The organism is Oleiphilus messinensis, from assembly GCF_002162375.1.
GTDB lineage: Bacteria > Pseudomonadota > Gammaproteobacteria > Pseudomonadales > Oleiphilaceae > Oleiphilus > Oleiphilus messinensis.
On the sequence record NZ_CP021425.1, the window covers coordinates 5940162 to 5957886 of the forward strand.

Annotated in this window: 18 protein-coding genes; 14 read left to right on the forward strand and 4 right to left on the reverse strand. The window is 48.9% G+C overall.

The annotated features are described in order from the left end of the window. Nucleotides 1–464 precede the first annotated feature (464 nt). Complete coding sequence (locus tag OLMES_RS25795) at nucleotides 465–1550, reverse strand: ABC transporter substrate-binding protein (protein WP_198343129.1); 1086 nt, start codon at nucleotides 1548–1550, stop codon at nucleotides 465–467. Nucleotides 1551–1811: 261 nt separating this feature from the next. Here OLMES_RS25795 and OLMES_RS25800 point away from each other — a divergent pair, with 261 nt between their 5' ends. The 4 genes from OLMES_RS25800 (at nucleotide 1812) to OLMES_RS28170 (ending at nucleotide 4015) form a co-directional block, all read left to right on the forward strand. Next, nucleotides 1812–3023: a sigma-70 family RNA polymerase sigma factor gene (locus OLMES_RS25800; protein WP_087463902.1), complete on the forward strand. Its 1212-nt coding sequence runs from the start codon at nucleotides 1812–1814 to the stop codon at nucleotides 3021–3023. A 184-nt stretch (nucleotides 3024–3207) separates the two neighbouring features. After that, complete coding sequence (locus OLMES_RS25805) at nucleotides 3208–3534, forward strand: type II toxin-antitoxin system HicB family antitoxin (RefSeq protein ID WP_087463903.1); 327 nt, start codon at nucleotides 3208–3210, stop codon at nucleotides 3532–3534. A gap of 147 nt (nucleotides 3535–3681) precedes the next feature. Beyond that, a complete protein-coding gene (locus OLMES_RS25810; protein ID WP_087463904.1) occupies nucleotides 3682–3864 on the forward strand; it encodes a hypothetical protein in 183 nt (60 codons plus the stop codon). After that, on the forward strand, nucleotides 3857–4015 hold the full coding sequence (locus OLMES_RS28170) for a hypothetical protein (protein WP_157678608.1): 159 nt from the start codon (nucleotides 3857–3859) through the stop codon (nucleotides 4013–4015). The genes OLMES_RS25810 and OLMES_RS28170 overlap by 8 nt, the downstream gene beginning before the upstream one ends. A 129-nt stretch (nucleotides 4016–4144) precedes the next feature. On the opposite strand, the gene OLMES_RS25815 is transcribed toward OLMES_RS28170, so the two are convergent. Then, a complete protein-coding gene (locus tag OLMES_RS25815; RefSeq protein ID WP_087463905.1) occupies nucleotides 4145–4786 on the reverse strand; it encodes an NAD(P)-dependent oxidoreductase in 642 nt (213 codons plus the stop codon). A gap of 304 nt (nucleotides 4787–5090) precedes the next feature. On the opposite strand from OLMES_RS25815, the gene OLMES_RS25820 reads away from it, so the two are divergent. The 8 genes from OLMES_RS25820 to OLMES_RS28175 all read left to right on the forward strand — a co-directional run bounded on the left by OLMES_RS25820 (nucleotide 5091) and on the right by OLMES_RS28175 (nucleotide 11995). Then, nucleotides 5091–5987, forward strand: coding sequence for an EamA family transporter (locus tag OLMES_RS25820; protein ID WP_232465213.1), 897 nt, complete (start codon nucleotides 5091–5093; stop codon nucleotides 5985–5987). Between the two features lie 60 nt (nucleotides 5988–6047). Continuing rightward, complete coding sequence (locus OLMES_RS25825; protein ID WP_087463906.1) at nucleotides 6048–6545, forward strand: MarR family winged helix-turn-helix transcriptional regulator; 498 nt, start codon at nucleotides 6048–6050, stop codon at nucleotides 6543–6545. A gap of 308 nt (nucleotides 6546–6853) precedes the next feature. Then, on the forward strand, nucleotides 6854–8029 hold the full coding sequence (locus OLMES_RS25830) for a hypothetical protein (RefSeq protein WP_087463907.1): 1176 nt from the start codon (nucleotides 6854–6856) through the stop codon (nucleotides 8027–8029). After that, on the forward strand, nucleotides 8029–8946 hold the full coding sequence (locus OLMES_RS25835) for a hypothetical protein (protein WP_087463908.1): 918 nt from the start codon (nucleotides 8029–8031) through the stop codon (nucleotides 8944–8946). Before OLMES_RS25830 ends, OLMES_RS25835 begins: the two co-directional genes overlap by 1 nt. A 143-nt stretch (nucleotides 8947–9089) precedes the next feature. Continuing rightward, complete coding sequence (locus tag OLMES_RS25840) at nucleotides 9090–10133, forward strand: multiubiquitin domain-containing protein (RefSeq protein WP_087463909.1); 1044 nt, start codon at nucleotides 9090–9092, stop codon at nucleotides 10131–10133. Next, nucleotides 10133–10666 carry a hypothetical protein gene (locus OLMES_RS25845; protein WP_087463910.1) on the forward strand — a complete coding sequence of 178 codons (534 nt, stop codon included), beginning with the start codon at nucleotides 10133–10135 and terminating at the stop codon, nucleotides 10664–10666. Before OLMES_RS25840 ends, OLMES_RS25845 begins: the two co-directional genes overlap by 1 nt. Next, nucleotides 10650–11537, forward strand: a complete 888-nt coding sequence (locus tag OLMES_RS25850; RefSeq protein ID WP_087463911.1) for a ThiF family adenylyltransferase — start codon at nucleotides 10650–10652, stop codon at nucleotides 11535–11537. Before OLMES_RS25845 ends, OLMES_RS25850 begins: the two co-directional genes overlap by 17 nt. Nucleotides 11538–11830: 293 nt before the next feature. Then, the gene (locus OLMES_RS28175; RefSeq protein WP_157678610.1) at nucleotides 11831–11995 is read left to right on the forward strand and encodes a hypothetical protein; all 165 of its coding nucleotides are present in this window, start codon (nucleotides 11831–11833) and stop codon (nucleotides 11993–11995) included. A 3-nt stretch (nucleotides 11996–11998) separates the two neighbouring features. Here OLMES_RS28175 and OLMES_RS25855 read toward each other — a convergent pair whose 3' ends face one another. Further along, nucleotides 11999–13492, reverse strand: a complete 1494-nt coding sequence (locus OLMES_RS25855; protein WP_087463912.1) for an amidase — start codon at nucleotides 13490–13492, stop codon at nucleotides 11999–12001. 146 nt (nucleotides 13493–13638) lie between these two features. On the opposite strand from OLMES_RS25855, the gene OLMES_RS25860 reads away from it, so the two are divergent. Further along, entirely contained in the window at nucleotides 13639–14685 is a 1047-nt protein-coding gene (locus OLMES_RS25860; RefSeq protein ID WP_198343130.1) for a helix-turn-helix transcriptional regulator, read from the forward strand. Here OLMES_RS25860 and OLMES_RS25865 read toward each other — a convergent pair. After that, nucleotides 14678–16555: a sensor domain-containing diguanylate cyclase gene (locus OLMES_RS25865; RefSeq protein ID WP_198343131.1), complete on the reverse strand. Its 1878-nt coding sequence runs from the start codon at nucleotides 16553–16555 to the stop codon at nucleotides 14678–14680. The two genes, OLMES_RS25860 and OLMES_RS25865, sit on opposite strands and share 8 nt — an antisense overlap. A gap of 459 nt (nucleotides 16556–17014) precedes the next feature. Between OLMES_RS25865 and OLMES_RS25870 the strand changes: the two genes are divergently transcribed. Continuing rightward, nucleotides 17015–17716, forward strand: a complete 702-nt coding sequence (locus OLMES_RS25870; RefSeq protein ID WP_087463915.1) for a diguanylate cyclase — start codon at nucleotides 17015–17017, stop codon at nucleotides 17714–17716. Nucleotides 17717–17725: the final 9 nt, after the last annotated feature.

The following is a 17725-nucleotide window of genomic DNA, read 5'->3' on the forward strand; positions in this document are numbered from 1 at the left end:
GTCACAAATAATGTCAATGAATTCAGTAGAGTGGCGGGTTTACGCATTGAAAACTGGCTAGATACATAACGCTACTAACGGCCCGAAATCGCTCACATAAAAATGACATGCCTAAACGGCTAGCAATGGATGGAATACTGACAAATCAGATCCATGCACGAACCTTCCCCGAAGGGGAATCATCATATAGCCGGTGGTTTCAACCACCGGTTCATATACAACCACACCCAGCCCTGAAGGGGCGATAGCAATGGATATCATCCTGTGCCGGTGGTTAAAACCACCGGCTATATCACGCGACCCCTTCGGGGTAACTATTCCCCTGCAATATCCCCCAAATGCATTCCAGTCGCTGTTTGACCAGAACAGGTGTTTGAATGAAATCATGAATCTTTAAACCGTTGTTATCCCTCGCTTAAGCCACGAAGGATAGCAACAATACAGTCAAGCAGCGTACCTTAAGTTTACTGTTTCATGGCACGATCAGAGATCACGCGCATTACATTGTCCGACAGCTTGTTATAAGGCGGCCAGAACATTTGCTCGCTGAAAAAGTTCGGGTTTTTGTCCAGCAATTCGTTAGCGTCCACCAGACTGGATGCAGCCACCATGCCCAAGCCGTTTACAACACGCTCCTGTACCTGTTTACCGATAAAGTAGTTGGCAAAGATCTCGGCAGCCTCCAGCTTTTTACCTGCAAGATTGCGATGGAAGTTGATGGTATCCAGCCAGACGGTGTTGCCCTCCGAAAACTCAACCAGCTTCCAGTTACCGCCTGCGGCATTGTGCGCCGATGCACCCGGACCATAAGACGCAACCAACGACAAATCATCGGAGAACTCCGGACCTGCATCCCAGAATTTGCCTACCTGTTTGTATAGGCCATTCACCTTCTGCTGCAGCGTGCTGTTTGGTTCGGAATAGCTCCGCAATTGCTGATTATCCCGGATATCATTCAGGAAAAACGGCGCTTTACCCAGAGCAAGTGAAGCCAGGGCAATGTTGGGCTGAATTTGTCCCGAGCTGAGGGATAATTTTCCAGTCCATTTCGCATCCCACAATTCCGCTACAGATTTCGGCAGGTCAGCCTCCGACAATTTATCCATATTCGCCCAGATACCGTATGCACCGCCACCCCAGGGGATATAGACCGGCTTACCCTGTGGATCCAGTGCCATCGGGATGCCCGTCAGGGATTTGGACAAGTGCTGATAATTACTCAGTCGTGGAGAGTCCACATTGATCGGTTGCAGCAGTTTGAGCAGTTTGCCTTCCTGCATTTTGATGTAGTTAAGCGTCAGGAAGCTGATATCAACCTCGCCGCCGCGGATGACCTTGAACATCTGCTCGGGCCCTTCCGCCCAAGGACTTACAACATTCACGGTGTAGTCATAGCCCTGCTCTTTCAATAGCTTGTTTACCGCTTCAACTTCATCCGGTAAAACATAACCTTCCCAGGTAAACACGTTGAGCGTTTCCGCTCGAACAACCGTGCAAGCGAGCATCGCCCATACTACAAAGAACAATTTGGTTTTTAGCCTGTACAACATATAAGGATTTTCCTAATTGGATTCTAAGACTGCCAGGGGGGGTTACCAAACCCGCCTCCTCATGAACGAATATCAAGCTTGATACTCATACTCGTAGTAATACTTGCAATGGAGTATCAATTTAAGAGTAGTACGGTCGTACAGGTTCGCAAAACCAAATTTCTCCGCTATTCAGAGTGAATTGACTGTTTGTCTTCGTAAACCAAATCGCATTTTCCCACGTAAGCACTTTGGTAACAGATCGAACGACAAGAGGCTGACATGGGCAATGCAATCCTATCCAAACTCGAAAACCACGGTTCAGTACAGGCTCCTGATTCAGGAGGGGCTCCCGCAATCGATCTCTATATGCGCGAACTGCGTGAGCTTGAAATTATGGGTGAAGAAGAGGAACGGCAATTTGGCACGAACATTCAATCCGCCATTCGCATGCTTCTCGCTGAAATCGTCTCGTCTCCCGATCAATGGGCTGAACTTGAACACTGGTTAACGGAACTGCTGCACAACCACGGCCAGGACATCAATATTGTCTTTTCGGACAAACCAGATGACTTGCTCAAGCTGGAATGCATTCTGACCACACTGATCGACACCCTGAAAGTGCTCGATCACATGAACAAAAACAGGCAACCCGAGTATTCGGCAGTGCAAGGCAATTTGGTGTTCATGCTGGAAGGCATGCGTATTTCACGGAACCAGCTGGTAAACTTTGCCAAACTCGTTTCCCGAAATACAGATAACACGGCAGAACAGGTACGTTTTTCAGGGGCGCTAAAACATTACTTGCAGCTTCGCAATCAACTGATTGAAAAAAACCTTCGACTGGTCATGGCTCAGGCCCGACGCTACAAGGCAACCGGGTGCAGCCTTGAAGATATCGTGCAAAATGGCAACTTGGGCTTAATCAAAGCTGCGGATCGTTTTGACTTCCAGCGGGGCTACCGGTTTTCCACTTTTGCCGTCTGGTGTATTCAAAGCGCAATCAAATACCGCAGCCAGCGCACCCGCCATACGATTGCCAAGCCCCCTCACCTGCAGGATCAGCTGGGTCGCGTGCTCAGCTTGCGCGACCATTTACAGCAACAACTGGGTCGCCCGCCACGATCAACAGAATTAGCCAAAGCATCCGGACTGGATTATGAACAGGTCAACCACCTACTGAGCTTGCCCCAGGCATTCGAATCCACCGACCAAAACCCAATGCCCGACGGAAAAACCAGCCTGATCGATTCAATCAAAGACGAAGGCTCAACCATCGAACACGCCCTGAAACACGAACAACAAACACGCCTACTGGATCAACTAATGCGCCCGCTTACCCAGCGAGAACGTTTAATCCTGCTCATGCGCTACGGCATCGGCTACCCCCGAAGCTACACCCTCCACGAAATCGCCACACAACTCGGCCTAAGCTTCGAACGGATACGGCAACTGCAAAATCAGGCTACCAGAAAACTCAACAGGATTCCGTAAACTACCCAGTTGCATTCCCGGTATCCAAGGTATTCTCACTTTAAATTGATATCAATAGTGATATCATTTTTAAATGACTACGACTGAAGAACTTCTTGCTAAAATGCGAGAGAACCCAAAGGAAAGGCAAAGCCGTATCAGGTCAGGCAGGTACTCGCAGCAATAGAGCGTTTGGAGTTTGAGAATGGCTAAATATCTAGATCGTTACACATATCGGGTTACTTGGTCTGAAGAAGATCAAGAGTACGTTGGACTCTGTGCAGAGTTTCAAGGATTAAGCTGGCTTGAAAAGTCACCAGAAAAAGCATTATCAGGTATCCGAACGCTTATTAAAGAGTGCGTAAAGGATATGCAGGAGAACAACGAACCCGTGCCCGAAGCTTTGGCGCTCAAAAACTACAGCGGGAAATTTATGGTACGAGTCCCCCCCGAAACACACAGATCTCTGGCAATTCAAGCTGCAGAAGCCGGTGTAAGCCTTAACCGATTGATTTCCAGCAGGCTTCAGTAGTCTGATATATCATACGAATACCCCAAGGTACACGGTTGTCTGTTTAGAAGTACGTGATTATTACTGCTCTTTTGGTTACGAATATGTAGAGCCGGTAAAAAAATCGCTCAGCCCATACTGCTCCCTGAAATTAGGAGGGTATAAATAATGGATATTGCAAAAGAGTTGGAAGAAGCCAAAAAACGACTGGAAAAAGCTCGACTGGCAATTCAACAACGCGACCATGCAGCTGATATAGAAAGTAATGAAGAACCAGAACACTTAATTAGTGGTGAGTTTGATGAAGTAGAATTAAAGAGAATCGACAAGGAGGAAAAAACGAATGGATAATCGTACCAGCCACCCCTTCCCCAATGAAGTGAAGTCATTAGAAGAAGCGAAAATTCGAATTCAACGTTTACGTCGTACAATTGAAAAAAACACTGATACTTCATCACAAATTAGACTTGATCGAACTCAACTGAATCCGGCAAAACACTAACCACATTAAAACGCTGTTTCAGGCAGCTGCAGGAGTAGATCTTGAATCCCCTGGATTTCAGGATTGTTCAACTGCAGCGCACTGATGGAGCCAAAACGCTATCGTACCGACTAGGGATAGCTGTTGCGCCTAGTAACCCACCGTAAAGTGGCGCTGACGGAACTGCGGGCGCTCGGCTTCATCGACGATGGCTACCGCAAGATCCTGTATTGAAATCTTCGATGCCCCGTCAGCATCAATCAGCGCGGTATCATGTCCCAAACGAAACACACCGGTGCGCTCTCCGTCCTGCAGATACGCGGATGGGCAGACATAAGTCCAGTCCGCCCGTTGTTCATTTTTGCACAACTGCAACTGTTCCACACAGGCCACGGCAATATCACGCCATGCCTCGCCAACAAAGCGGGGATCATCAATCAACAACACACCCGGCTTGTCCGGTGAAAACAAACCACCCGCTCCCCCTGAAATAATGACTCTGACACCCGAGGCAATTACGCCATCCAACAGATTTCGGGTCATCTCGACCAGCGCTTTTTCTTCCCCCTCTGGTGGGCGGATGGCGGCAATCACCAGATCCTGCCCCTCACTCAATCGGCGCACATCGTCAACATTGTTAACGTCACCGGACACCAACTCAACACCCTCCGGCATGTCCACACCCGCAGCCAAATCACGTAACACGGCAGTGATCTGGTGACCACGCCCGACCGCCTCATTCACGATTCGTCGACCTACACTACCTGTTGCACCCAATACCGTAATTATCATATCCAAGCTCCATGATTGATGGTTTAAATTTATATCTTCATGTCAAGACATATGCTTTTTTAAATTGCCACACAAATATCTTTATGTAAAGACATAATAACAAAGAACTTGGGATAGATATGGTACTCTCACCCCGAAAACACAAACAAAACAAGCTATAAACCACTGTATTTATTGAACAATAGCGTCAAAACCAGATTATTCTCAACCCGTTAATAAAACTTTTAATTGATATTCTTTACATAAAGATATATTGTTTTTAACAAGATTAACCTGAAGCAATATCTAAAACAGGAATAGATTCATGCACGCAATCCGAATGACAGATATGATGGTTACCGCCCTGGCACCGATTGTTTGGGGCAGTACGTATTTGATCACCACCGAGTTTTTACCACCGAACAGCCCGTTACTGGCCTCATTGATTCGCGCCTTACCGGCAGGACTGGTGCTGTTGCTGCTGTGTCGTAAACTGCCCAAGGGAATGTGGTGGGGGCGTGCTGCGATACTTGGCACCCTGAACATCGGGCTTTTCTTTTACTTACTGTTCGAAGCAGCCTATCGCCTCCCCGGCGGTGTCGCGGCATTGGTGATGGCGTGCCAACCTATCGTTGTCCTGCTGCTCAGCACTCTGTTACTGCAGGAGAACATCCGCAAGATACAAGTCGCCGCTTGTGGCGTGGGCGCTGCCGGTATTGCACTCCTGGTATTGAAACCGACGGCCAGTCTCGACCTGATCGGAATTATTGCGGGCTTGGCCGGTGCAGTGAGTATGGCGCTCGGTGTGGTCTTGACCAAACGCTGGGGACGTCCTGAAGGGGTGAGTATGCTGAATTTCACCGGCTGGCAACTGACCGCGGGCGGTCTCTTCCTGTTACCGATTACACTGTTGTTCGAGCCATTGCCCGATACCATTACCGGCACTAATCTAATGGGCTTCGGCTATCTCAGCATTATCGGTGCGTTGCTGGCCTATACCTTGTGGTTTCGCGGCATCGAGCGACTGGATCCAACCACCACTTCGTTCATCGGATTCGCCAGCCCTCTCTCTGCCGCAATACTGGGCTATATTTTTCTACAGGAAACCTTTACCCCCTTGCAAAGTCTGGGCGCACTGGCCATCCTATGTTCGATTGTCCTGTCACAGGCTAAATTGAAACCATCCGCTACGCAGAACAAGACTGCCGCTCAGCAAAGTTGAGCGGCAATAACAGGGCGCACCCCCAATTTATTCCCGATTACTCATGTGAACAGAAACCTCATGAAAACAGATAAAGTGGATCACATTCTTACCCAATGGCAACTCGAACGGCCCGATATTGACGCCTCACCGATGGCGATACTGGGCCGCATAGGCCGCCTGCAGGGCCACATCTCGCCCGCCCTGCAAAAGATATTTGCCGAGTTGGGCCTGAATCCCGGTGAGTTTGACGTGATCGCCACCCTGCTGCGCTCAGGCAAACCCTACACCCTCACCCCCAACCAGCTGCTACAGTCCATGATGCTCACCTCCGGCGCCATGACCAACCGGATCGACCGACTGGAGAAAAAAGGACTGGTCAAACGCAGCGCCGACCCCAACGACCGCCGAGGTGTCTACGTCTCCCTCACCCCCAAAGGCGCAGAACTGGCCAACCGGGCCGTAGAAGCCCATGTCATCAACGGCGCAAAGATACTCGATGTCTATACCGAGGCAGAACGGGAAACACTGGCAGTGTTGTTGCGGAAGTTGTTGAGATCGTTTGAGGAAGGGGAATAAGGGTACATATATCGAAATCCAAAGGGGCACAAAAGCCCCTCTGCCCATCCTCATACTCTCTTTGATATCAATATTGCCCCCCTGAATCCGCAAAATACTCATCAGATTCAGAACGCCCCGCCAGAAATTATTCCTGAAGTACAGCGAACGGATGTAAGACAATGCTCACACAGAACCAGAGAAAGCTTACAGACAAAAAATCACAAACGTCTAGTTTTAAGAGTGTTGATATTTGATGGATCCAAGATTAATGACTGTGATCGACCCAAAGCGGAAATTAGGTGTTTTTAGAATATTGGTTAAACTCAATGAATACTGATATATCAAAGTTTATAAAGAAAACACCATTGAAATCGCTTCAAAAGTATTTCGAGGCCAATAACACTGATCTAGTGCAGGAAGTCGATTGGGATGACGACGAAAGCGCTGTTAGGAAATCGTTATTGCAAATTGCTGAAGCGGCAGTAGGCGAAAAATTAGCTCTACTCAAATCAGATTCGGAACGAATAAATGCGTTAAAGGATGAGCTTGGCCAAAGCATCTTAAAGCATTCCGTTGGTGATAGTGAGCTGCAAGAATACTATGACTTAGAGAATGAGCATGATCGAGTTCTGTGGCTATTTTTAAAGGATTCTTCGCGGTTCAGGCAGGTTGAGGACTGTTGGTATACAGACACAGGCCGAAACGGGCGTATGTGGGACGCATTTATAGGCCCTAAAAAAATATCAGTCAGTAAAAGTGATATTGATGTTTTGGCTTTCAAGAACAGAATAATGGAGCTGTTTCGGGCAGTCGGAAAAATTCACATAGACATATTTGAAAGAACGCGTTCAGAGGGTGATGATAACCAAATAGAACTCATACAAATAATGGTCTATAGAGAAGACTTACCTAGCACTCAGCTTGCTTTTGAAGATGAGAGTCTGGTTTCAAAAATTGTTCGGCCTGTTAAAGAAGTTGCATTGACTTACGAGCCGGAAAGTGGACACATCGAGGTTGTCGTTGAAGGCAAGGAAAACAGAAAAGCAATTCCAAAAATATTTTCAGAGACACTTCTAAAATCCCCCATTGATGGTGAGAAAATACCCTTAAAACGCTACACCATTCAAAGCTTGCTAAAGCAGAGAACGCTATCTTTTGATCCAGATGATGGGATTGAGTCAGTTGATGTCACGATGCTCAAAGTTGCTCAACCAAATAGCTACAATACTGTCACCTTGGATGTTGCTACAAAGGAAGAGCGTAGTATTTACGATATTTCAAAGGAATATTTTGGCGAGAATGACCCACTAAAATCTGGTTTTAAACTAAAACAAGTAAGAATCAGCATCAGATTTATGCCCGATGAAGAAAGCAGGAGAGGAAAGATACTACATGTAAAAATCCGAGAACCAAATGGGTGCGATCTAAAGAGCAAGTCCCAAAAAGAAAAGTTAATAGGCGACAAATACCTTGAGAAGTGGGAATTGGTTGAGATTATATAATGAGCAATGGGGTGCAGAGAACCACGATAGAAAAATTGCTGAAGATCAGTGAGACACAGGAGGCAACTATCATTGAAAAGCTTGCCAAGGAGGAGTTTGGCGATTTATTTCAGGAATTGGTGAAGAGTGGCATTCTCGCTCATTTTAAAATACTTAAATCCGTTGAAGTGTTCGACGGAGACTGTGAATTTTTTGCAGATATACAGCGCCGGGACGGCAAAAATATGTATTTTTCCGCTGCGGATGGTTGGGTTGCCGTTAATGATGAGGATATTAACCTATATCAAGTAAACTTCGAGTGGCTCCTGCGTATGGTCATGGACGCTTTAGACATAGGAGATCGGCATACTCCGAAGGTTATTTTAGAAGGTAAAATCTGGGCGCTAGGCCAGCATAGAATTGAAAAGCAAAACACTAACATCCTGGTTGTCAGGGATATGAAGAGTAGCGTTGTACTTGATGCGCTTAAAAATTATCTGAAAATACATCATAAATCCTCTAATCCGGCGTTAGTAATTGCTTTGGACCAGAATCTCCCGGATCATTTGGAGCTGCCAAACCAAAACCAGTTGGGAAGGCTTAATGAAGCTATAAAATGGGATAAGGATGATTTTGAGCTGAATACTGTTCTCCTCGCTGGGAAGATGGGAGGCAGTATAAGTCAGGATGGCTTTAGTGCTGGCTTTAGAAATCTAGTGGTGAATGGCAAGCAGTATCAGTTTACAAAGAAGCAGGCTGAGGCTGTTGAGTTTTTGTGCAATGCAGGCGGCCCTCGGCACCAAGATGAGGTACTTGCAGAAATTAATTCTACCCAGAGCAAGCTATTACAAGTTTTCAGAAGCAGGGGCAAAGCTAACGAAGCTTGGGGGGAAGTAATTAAAAGCGATGGAAAAGGAAATTATTGGCTTGAATTGTGAGAGCCATTCTCATTTACACCCTCAAATAACCATCAAAAAATGAAATTCACACCAATTTTCACACCCTTGGCCCACCAATTCACACACCCCTGACTGTTCATAATGATCTCCGTAAGTTCGTTAACCTATTGGAGATTTAAAAAATGAACGTAGATGTATTGTATCAAGTAAATATCAATGGCGATGTCTATGAGACTGACAAAGCCGCGATTTCCGGCAATGAGTTACTTTTGATGGCTGGCAAGCAGCCACCTGGAGAATTCGTTATCTATCTTCTTCTTGAGGATGGAGACATGGAAAGCATCCGTCCTACGGAAATGGTCGATTTGCAACGAACTGGAATCGAGAAATTCCGTACTTTCAGAGCAGATGTACTCTATCGGCTGGAAGTCAACGGAAAGCCGCGTGAATGGGGCTCAGATTTCATTACAGGACGAGCCATTAAGCGTCTTACTGAGGTTGATGAGCCGGATGAGGTTGGCATTTGGCAGAAAACCAAATCTGGTGAAGACAAGCTCATTGAGGATTCTGATGTAGTTAACCTTAGCCTTGAAGGAATTGAACAGTTCAGGGTTGGGGCCAAATACTCAATTTGCATTGAAGGCAAGGTGTTTGAGTGGTCGAAGAAGACGATTACAACAGAAGAAATTATTCAACTCGGTGGCTGGGATGCAAGCCAAGGTGCTGTGGAAGTGGACAAAGACCAAAATGAGCGTCCACTAGCATCCGGCGAAGTTATCAAGCTAAAGCCCGGACATAACTTTTGTAAGAAACAACGTTTCAAGCGTGGATTTGATGAGAATTCCCGTATCGGAAAAGAAGTTCTGCTTTTACAGAAAAACTTTGCACATGTGGAATACAAGGAAGTTAAAAATCTTCATTGGTTCAAAATCGAAGATTATCCGCTCCCTTCACCCCTTTCACCTGAAGTGATTTCAGTCGTGTTTAGTGTCACTGCTGGTCATCCAGTTCCAAAGCCTTATGGTTTTTATATACCGTCAGGCGTTAAATTCGGTGATCTGGTTTTGAAGCTCAACAATCCGCAGCATCCCCCGCCATTTGAAGGAAGCTGGCGTTTTGCATCATGGGACGTCGAAAACTGGCGTCCTGGAGCAGACGTCACTACCGGCGATAACTTATGGGGTTGGGCGAGAAGTTTCCGCAACCGCTTGCTGGAGGGTGAATAATGCAATTCTTTATTGACCTTACCGAAAAACAGCATGATGTTATCTGGCGCCACCTTCTACCCGAAGGTGCCACCCAGGAATCCGCCGCTTTCATTTTTGCCGAATTCCATGAAGACAATAAGACTCTGTTGCTCAAAGCTCAGGACTATTTCCTTGTCGAGCAAGATGGCTTCATCGCTCAATACGATGACTATATCGAGTTGTCAGACGAGAGTCGGATTTCCATCATCAAACAGGCGCACCAAACGAATACGGCTCTCATCGAGTTGCATTCTCATCCATTTGATAGCCCGTGGTCTGCTGCTTTCTCTATCGCTGACATGAACGGATTCGAAGAAACTGTTCCGCACATGTGGTGGAGGCTGCCTGGAAGGCCTTATGCAGCAATTGTCGTTTCACCACGTGGTTTCGATTCACTCGTTTGGCAGAAAGACCCTAATTCACCAGAATGCCTATCGGCATTGCGCGTTGATAAAAAGGTATTGAAGCCAACAGGTATGACATTAGGAGGTAAGCATGTCATCAGCAAATAAACGATTTAACAGGCAGATTGCAATTTTTGGCTTACAAGGCCAAGAAAAAATTCAATCCACCAAGGTAGTGCTGGTCGGTTTCGGCGGGCTGGGAACATTTGTGTTACCGCAACTTTGTTTACTCGGCGTGAGAGATATTGCTGTTGTTGAGCATGAGACTTTTTCAGAGACAAATCGAAATCGTTATATGGGGTTCTTGCATAGCGATTTCGATGATGACAAAGGCACCGGATTTGACAAAGTGATGGTTGCCGAGCGCGTAGCAAAAGGCATAGACCCAGAAGTGAATATAAAACTTATTAAAAACAAGCTGGAGTCTCGTGATGCATTCGACGCCATAAAAAGGGCTGATATTGTTGTTGGCTGCCTCGATAGCGATGGTGCACGTTCTATTCTTAACGAGTTGAGTATCGCCTATGATGTTACTTACATTGATCTTGCAAGTGAAGTGTTTGTGGACGGAACATTTGGGGGCCGGATTGCGGTTGTTAAAGAAGGAAATGGATGTTTGCATTGTATGGGCTATGGTCTGGACCAAACCGAGGTCAGGCGATACTTAGCCGATGAAACGCAATTAGAGAATGAAGCAAAGGTTTATGGTGTAGATAAGGAAAGCCTTGCTGCGGGTTCTGGCCCGTCAGTAGTGGATTTAAACGGAATCATTGCTTCGCTTGGTGTTCAAGAATTCAAGTTGCACATTACCGATCCAAAAAATAGCTCGCGCTATCTGAATTATCGGGGTCATTTAAAATCGATCACGAAAGTGCAGGTGGACGAGGATAACGGCTGTTATTGTTGTAGTCTTTACAATAAAAAGCTCGACGCAAATGTCGAAAGATACTTGGGTGTTAAAGCTAAGCCAAAAGATTAATGGGAAACTTTATTATTTCGGTCAAAAGCTGGTTTTTCCATGTCCGCTTTTGGCCGTTAGCAGAGTTCACCGATTTGGCCTCGCAGCGTATTCTCAATTGCTCAACGAATTGATGAAATCGAATGCTCGGTTTGAAGTGAAGTATATGCACTGTGCAACACGGTAATTATTGGCCCTAAATAGACACAACCAATCCATTCAATCAGCCATTCCAATTGTACTTACCGCCCCGAAATCGCGAATCTAGAGCAGGTTTGAAAGCTACTACAGATTCGCGATTAGGAGTTTTGCATATGAAAACAGTACTGAAGTCTATCCGTCAGCAGTTGAAGCGGGCTCAGGGGCCGAAGGCGCAGTCCGGTTGCAGTGGTGTGGTGGGGCGTGCGCCTTCGACCAACACCGTCTGCAATTATGCGGATAACTATTATGGTGATCAGGCTTGTCGGAGCCTGAATTAGCCCTCAGGCGGCGTTTGCCGCCGTGGTTGTGGCGCTTTGGGCGGCCAGGCATTCGGCGAAGCGGATGGTGGTTTTATCCATGTACGGTGCGCCGATGATTTGTACGCCTACGGGCATGCCCTGATCGGTTTTGCCGACCGGGGCGCAGGTGGACGGCAGGCCCAGGAGTGTAGCCGGGGCGATCCACATGAAGAGATCGGCATAATGTCGGTTAATACCGTCCACCTGCACTTTTCGGCTGGCCAGAAACCGGGAATGGTCATGGGCGAAGGCCGTACAGAAGGTTGGCGGGGCCAGGATAACATCGTACTGATCGAACACCGTCTGAAATGCTTCCTGCAGGCGCATGGACTGTTCCACCGAATTTAACCATTGGGCGTGGCTTAAACCGGCGCCCCGGTAAAAACTGTCGGCATGGGCCGGGAGAGGTGCCATTTTACCGAGTCCCTTGATTAACGGCGCGGCGGCGCGCATCAGTCCCCGTTGGATCGCGGGTGAGAATGTCATCATTTTACTGCTCAATTGCTGCGCGTAGGGGGCATAAAATTCGGTCAGCCCCTTTCCGAGCGGCGCACCCACGGTTACATCTACCCCGGCCTGTTCGAGCTGTATTTTCAGTTTTTGATAAACCGCTCTCATCTGATTTTCAATTGGGCAGGCTTCGTCTTCAATCCACATCAATACCCGGAATTGTCTGAGCTGCTCATGGCGGGGCCGGGGTAAGCGTAATTGCCAGCCTCGATCTGCAGTACTCGATGAGTCCGCGATAATATCCAGCATAAAGGATAGATCCTCCGCATGGCGCGCCATTGGCCCGGCAACGGCCAGCTCGGGTTCACGGACATCACCGGGATTGCCGGGAACATGGCCGCGAAGGGGGATAATACCGTGGGTCGATTTGTGTCCGTACACACCACAGAAGTGCGCCGGTATACGGATCGAGCCACCGATATCACTGCCCAGTTCAAGCGGTGTCATCCCCAAGGCCAGTGCCGCCGCTGCGCCGCCGGACGACCCGCCCGCCGTGCGAGCCGGGTTTACGGGATTGGAAGTGGTGCCATAAACCCGGTTATAGGTTTGGATATCCGCCGTCATCAACGGTACATTGGTTTTACCGAAAACAATTGCCCCTGCATCCGTCAGGCGTTGCACGGCCTTGGCGGAGCCCGTTGGATAATAGTCCTTGAAATCCGGATTGCCTGATGTGCAGGGCATACCCGGCACTTCATAAGAGTCTTTGATGGTCATGGGTAAACCCTGCAACGGCCCCAATGATTCACCCTGTTTGCGGGCTTTATCCGCCGCATCCGCCTGCCTTCTGGCGGTATCCAGCTGGGTCGCAATCACCGCATTGACGGCGGGATTCCGGTCTTGCACTGTCTGGATGTAATGCTCCAGTAACGCCCGACTAGTGGTTTCGCCCGTTTCAAGCTGGCGAACCTGTTCCAGCGCACTCATTTGTTCATACAACGGTTTTCCGTTTTTGGCCGACAACATAACCCCTCCTGTTCATTCACGTATTGGGTGAATTCAGTCACACCCTCCGTAAAGTGTGCTTGAGACGAGCCGGTGCCGTGAGATAATTTCTGGACAGTATGCTTGTCATTTTTGGCCATGCAGTGATGGGTCACAGAGGTATCCCGATGAGTACGGAACAGCAGACACGTAATCGCTTGGTACGCTACCCGGCGTTGTTTTCCCGCACCTATTTGGCCGTTCTCGCGTCATGGGGCGTCAATATCGAGGACTTTCTGAGTGCGTCGGATCTCCCGGCGGATACGGCGACTCGCAGCCTGGGGCTGACTCAGGAAGAATACCAACGCCTGCTGGATGCCGTTCACCAGCAATTTGCCGACCGGGGACCGGGTCTGGAAATGGGCTGGCAGTTACCGCCCACAGCCTTTGGCAGCCTCGGGCAGGCCACGCTATCCAGCGCAACCTTTGGTGCGGCACTGGCAATATGTGAACGGTACTGGAACCTGTTTGGCATGGGCATGGCCTGCAACCTGAACATTGCGCCGGAGCTGAGCCATATTGAAATCATGGCTTTGCCGGAGATACCCCATCGACACCATCACATGGTACTGGAATCAACGTTGACCAGTGTTTACCGGGGCTGCGTGGCCTTGCTGCCCGAAGTACAGGGCCAAACCATCACCGAATTCACCTTCGCCGAGCCGGTTTATGCCGGGAAAGCACGGCACTATCTGGGCACGGTCAGATACGCTCAATCCGGCTGCCGAATTTCCTTTCCGACAGCCTTGCTTGATCAGCCATTGATGATGGCAAACGCCTTCGCCTTGCAAACGGCATTGCTGCAATGTGAACAGGATCAGCAGCTGAATCAACACCCTGGCTTTGCCGGACGCATCCGTAAAGAACTGGTGCTCACACCTGAGGGCTACCCCAGCTTCGATCAACTTGCAGACAAGCTGCATATGAGCCCGAGAACCCTGCGTCGCTATTTGCAGAATGAAGGGGCCAGTTTTCTGAAGTTATTAAACGATGCCCGGAAACGGGATGCCCAGAACCTGCTGGAAAGACCCGAATTGGCCATTCAAGACGTGGCCCAGCGGCTGGGCTACAATGACCCGGCCAACTTCACCCGCGCCTTTCGCCTCTGGCTCGGCCTGACGCCAAGCCAGTACCGCGAGCAAAAAAATAGCCCCCTGAGTATAAAACTCAAGTAATTGAGGCCGCAGAATTGTCTGCACCGAGCCATGCCGTGTGAATACAATCCCGCCCCTGGTGCTTGGAATGGTAGAGCTCGGTATCCGCTTTTTCCAGATACGCCTGTGTGGGGGTATCTCCTTGGGGTATGCCGACACAACAGCCAATACTGACCGTAAGATTTACCGGCCCGCCCCGTGTGTTGATCGCCGTATCGGAAATGGCACGTCTGATGCGTTCGGCAACATCGCAGGCCCGTTTCGAGTCCGGCTCAAGCAGCACCACACAAAACTCCTCGCCACCGTAACGGGCCACCAGATCTGTTTCCCGCACAACCGTGCTGATCCGCAGGGCGACTTCCTGCAGACAGTCATCCCCGACCAGATGCCCCTGCTCGTCGTTAATGGTTTTGAAATGGTCAATATCAATGAGAAACACCGCCATCACACGGCTATAGCGCACGGCCCGGGCAATTTCCCGACTCATGAAATGCTCCAGATAGCGCCGGTTGCCAAGCTGGGTTAACTGATCCGTATCACTCAGTGTTTGCAGCTTCTCGTTCGCCAGCTGCAACTCCCGCGTGCGGTCTGCCACCCGGGTTTCCAGCTCCAGCGTCGCCAGGCGCTGGATTTCCAGGGCCCGCTGCTGGGCGCGCAAGCGGAGTGCCCGCTCATTGGCTATCCGCTCCGCCAGGGCAAAGGACAGCAGGATCACCTCCAGTAAAATGCCAATCTGAATCGCAGAGTTGGTAAACCGGTTACTGGGGAGAAAACCGTATTTGCTCAATCCCAAAAGCAGTACACCACAGGCAAGAATACCCCACGACAATGTGTACCAGCGGGCTGCCGGGATTTTCCGATACCAGGCCACGACCCCGAGAAAAATGGCCCAGGCACTGACCGCAACAGAGAACACCACCACCCACTGAATCAGCTGCGCATAGTCAATCAGTAATGACAAGACAACCAATACGGCACTGACGGCAATGGCAATCGACTGCAACCGGTTCACCCGGTGACTCAGAAAGCGCACCACAAAGCGGGCTGAAAAGGCCATCCCAAAAAACAGCGTAAGCGTGAGCACAAACAAGAGTATCCGGTCATTCCAGAGCTGCTCCTCCGGCCACAGGTACTGATAGGCCCACCCGCCAATACCGGCACTGAACAGCGCCATGCAAATCACGTAACCCACATAAAACAAATACACCACATCTCTCAGGCCGAGAAACAGCAACAGGTTATACACCGCGATGATGATCAAGGCACCGAAAAAGCCGCCCTGAAACCAGCTATTTCGTGCATCATCCTCAAAGAACGCTAACGGTTGCCAGAATGAAATCGGCACCTGGATCGAGCTACTGGAGTGCACCCGGATCAGAAGTTGTACTTGCGCCTTTTCTGGCAGGAGGAAGGGCACAACAAAATTGCGATTTTCGACATTACGCTCGGCGAAGGGGTACTTATCCCCCAGCTGCCATTGATTGCGCACCTGGCCATCCACTACCTCGTAGATCTGAATGTCATCCAAAACCGGATAAGCAATCTGCAATAACCAATCCGTTACCGGCCCGGCGTTATAGACCTGAAACCGAATCCACCACGCCGAGTCCGAATAGCCTTTGTTGACCACGTTGTCGGTATGAATTTGCCAGGGAATAGAGTACTGGGTCAGTTCCGATATTGTTAATTCGCCGGATGCATCTTCATACACTTCGACCTGTTGACCCACCTCAACACGCTTGAGCTCTGCATTTAACAGAACAGCGGCAACGCTCTTACCCGCAACGCCTGCCAATATAAAGCCGAAACTCAGGTTGAAAATAATCCACAGCCAGGGTGCAGGCCTGCATGCTTGACGGGAATTGAGCGTTTTACTGTTTGAATTGGTCAAGATCATCTCGGAAAACCAGATCATGCTCTGGGATGGGTAAAAAAACGCTTGTAAATAACAAGCGCAAAGGCAAGAAAACACTCTGGATGGGATCACCCAAAGCAAGCGCGGAATCCCTTCCAAAAGGCTAACTGGAAGTACTGCCAAAACAAGCCTTCCGGAGCCTATTAAGCTATTTCTGGAACAAATAGTCATTGTTTAAACAGGAGCTGGCGTTGTGATTTTCGGAATAACATTGAATCTTGCTAGCCAGTGCACGAGACATTGTTTAATCGGAAGACCTGTTTACCCGGCAGATCTGTTTACCCGACAAACCCGCTCCGGCTGATCTACGCAGATCCGGTTTTCTTATCTACACTTTAAAGAATGGAAGTGATGCTGCCTTTAACGGGAGCGTGATACCATTAAGGTGACACCGGCATCAGAAAGAAGAATTACGTGAAATATCAGAGCAGGCCCATGACCACGCTATTCAATAAAGAAGACCGCATACTCAAACAGTATCGGGCTATTATCGAAACCACCGAGCATGAAGGGCATCCTCTGGTTCATGATTTGACCGCGTTGCTAAGTCACTATGAAGAACTCTTGAGCAAGTTTGACCGGCTGACAAAAGTGAGTGATAAACAGCAAATATCACTCCATGAAATGGCGCGGGTTGATGGCCTGACCGGGTTGAATAACCGGAAATATCTGGAAGATTTTTTGAAATTCGAATGGAAGCGCGCATCGGATCTCGATGTGCCCATGGCCATGATCATGGTCGATATCGACTACTTCAAGTTATATAACGATACTTACGGCCACCAGGCTGGGGATCGGTGCCTGAAACAAGTTGGCGAAGTGCTGGCGCAAACGGTTAAACGCTCATCGGACTTTGTTGCGCGCTATGGCGGCGAGGAATTCACCATTGTATTAACCGACTGTCGCCACCACTATGCGGTAGATCTGGCAGAAAAGATCCAGCGCGCCATCAGCACCGCAGAAATTCGCCATGCCGGTTCGAAGGTCAGTGAATATGTCACGCTGAGTATGGGCATTGCAGTCTATCAACCGGGCAAGGGCTCATCACCCTCAGCGCTGTTGAGCGCAGCCGATGAAGCACTCTACCGGGCCAAGGAAAGCGGGCGAAACCGGTTTCATCTGGGGCGCATCGACTAACCAGGACGC